We start from the raw sequence: 1596 nt of genomic DNA on the forward strand, positions 1-1596 counted from the left end.
GTTTTCTTTTCCCTGAAGGTCAGCTCTCCAGCCCGACCAATCAAGTTTGGTAATTCCGTCCATGCTAATGGAACGTTTCGAGCGTAAAAAAGGGCCCTCCGGGCCCTAGGTGCGAGCCGTCTTCATCGCCTTTATTGCCCCGGCAACCCCAAGTATCTTCATGACGCGCTTCAGATTGTAGGCCAACACCTGAAGACCCATTTCGGTACTCACCCGTCCGAGCGTTCGGGTCAGGAAGTGTGTGGCACCCATCCAGTGCTTGAGCGTGCCGAAGACATGTTCGACAGTGCTTCTGCGGATGGTCATTGCGTCAGGCTTGCGGTCTAGCCGACGCTGCATGGCCTCGAGTATATGTTCGTGCTCCCATCGTCGAATGCGGCGGTAGTCGCTGGGTGAACATCGCTCCTTGAGCGGACAACGCGGGCAGGCGCTGGGCCAGTAGACCTGCAGAGTCATCCCGTTTTCAACGGTCGTGAATCGACGAATGCCACGTTCACCGGCGGGGCATCGATACTCGTCGCTCCTTGCAACGTAGACGAAGTCCCGCTTGGTGAAGAGTCCCTTCTTCCTTGATGCTGAGGTGAGCGGCTTCGGGACATATGCCGTGATGCCGGCCAGATCGCAGGCGCGGATATCCGGACCGCTGAAGTAGCCCCGGTCAGCCAGCACCTTCAGCTTTGGCTTGCCCATCGCGTTTTTCGCCGACCGAGCAATCCTGCTGAGTTGCCCGTGATCGCCGCCGACATTCGTCACCTCGTGTTCGACGATCAGATGATGCTTCGTATCCACGGCGACCTGAACGTTGTAGCCGACCGTTCCAGTCCTTTTGCCACCACTGGTCATGGAACGGGAATCCGGATCGGTGAGCGACAGCTGTCTGTCCGGCTCTTTCTTCAACCGCTCCCTGATCTGCTCGAGCTCACGCATCCGCTGGCGCAGGATCGCGATCTTCTCGTACAGGCGCACGGTCTTCACATCGAAACCTGTCGGGCTGATCCGGTCCGCAGTCTCAATCATGTCGAGGTATCGCTGAACGCTTTCCTCAATCTGCTGCTGACGCTTGTCGATTTTTCCCGCTGTGTAGTTTCTGTCGCGGCTATTCACAGCCTTGAACTTGCTGCCGTCGATGGCCACCATGTCGCTGGATAGCAGCTTCAGTCCACGACATAGTTCGACGAAACGACGGCATACGTTGCGAATGGCCGGACCGTTGTCCCGGCGAAAGTCGGCGATCGTCTTGAAGTCCGGTGCCAGACGTCCTGTCAGCCACATCAGCTCGACGTTGCGCTGGCATTCACGCTCAAGACGGCGGCTGGAGGGTACCCGGTTCAGATACCCGTAGATATAGATCTTGAGCATCACGCCTGGATGATAGGACGGGCGGCCCGTCAGTGCCGGCGCGGTGCCGTTGAAGCCAAGTTCCGCAAGGTCCAGTTCGTCGACAAAGGCATCGATGACCCTGACCGGATTGTCATGTCCAATGTAGTCATCGACGCATTCGGGAAGTAGTGCGACCTGCTTGCGGTCATCGCCTTCAACGAATCGCTTCATGAGTCACCTGGCCTGAATGCGTTGCTTCAGTTTAGGCGATCAATG

Annotated in this window: 1 protein-coding gene; it reads right to left on the reverse strand. The window is 57.6% G+C overall.

The window, feature by feature from the left end:
• Positions 1-105: 105 nt before the first annotated feature.
• Positions 106-1551 carry an IS1182 family transposase gene (locus HV744_RS36525; protein WP_175154078.1) on the reverse strand — a complete coding sequence of 482 codons (1446 nt, stop codon included), beginning with the start codon at positions 1549-1551 and terminating at the stop codon, positions 106-108.
• Positions 1552-1596: the final 45 nt, after the last annotated feature.

Source organism: Paraburkholderia ultramafica (genome assembly GCF_902859915.1).
GTDB lineage: Bacteria > Pseudomonadota > Gammaproteobacteria > Burkholderiales > Burkholderiaceae > Paraburkholderia > Paraburkholderia ultramafica.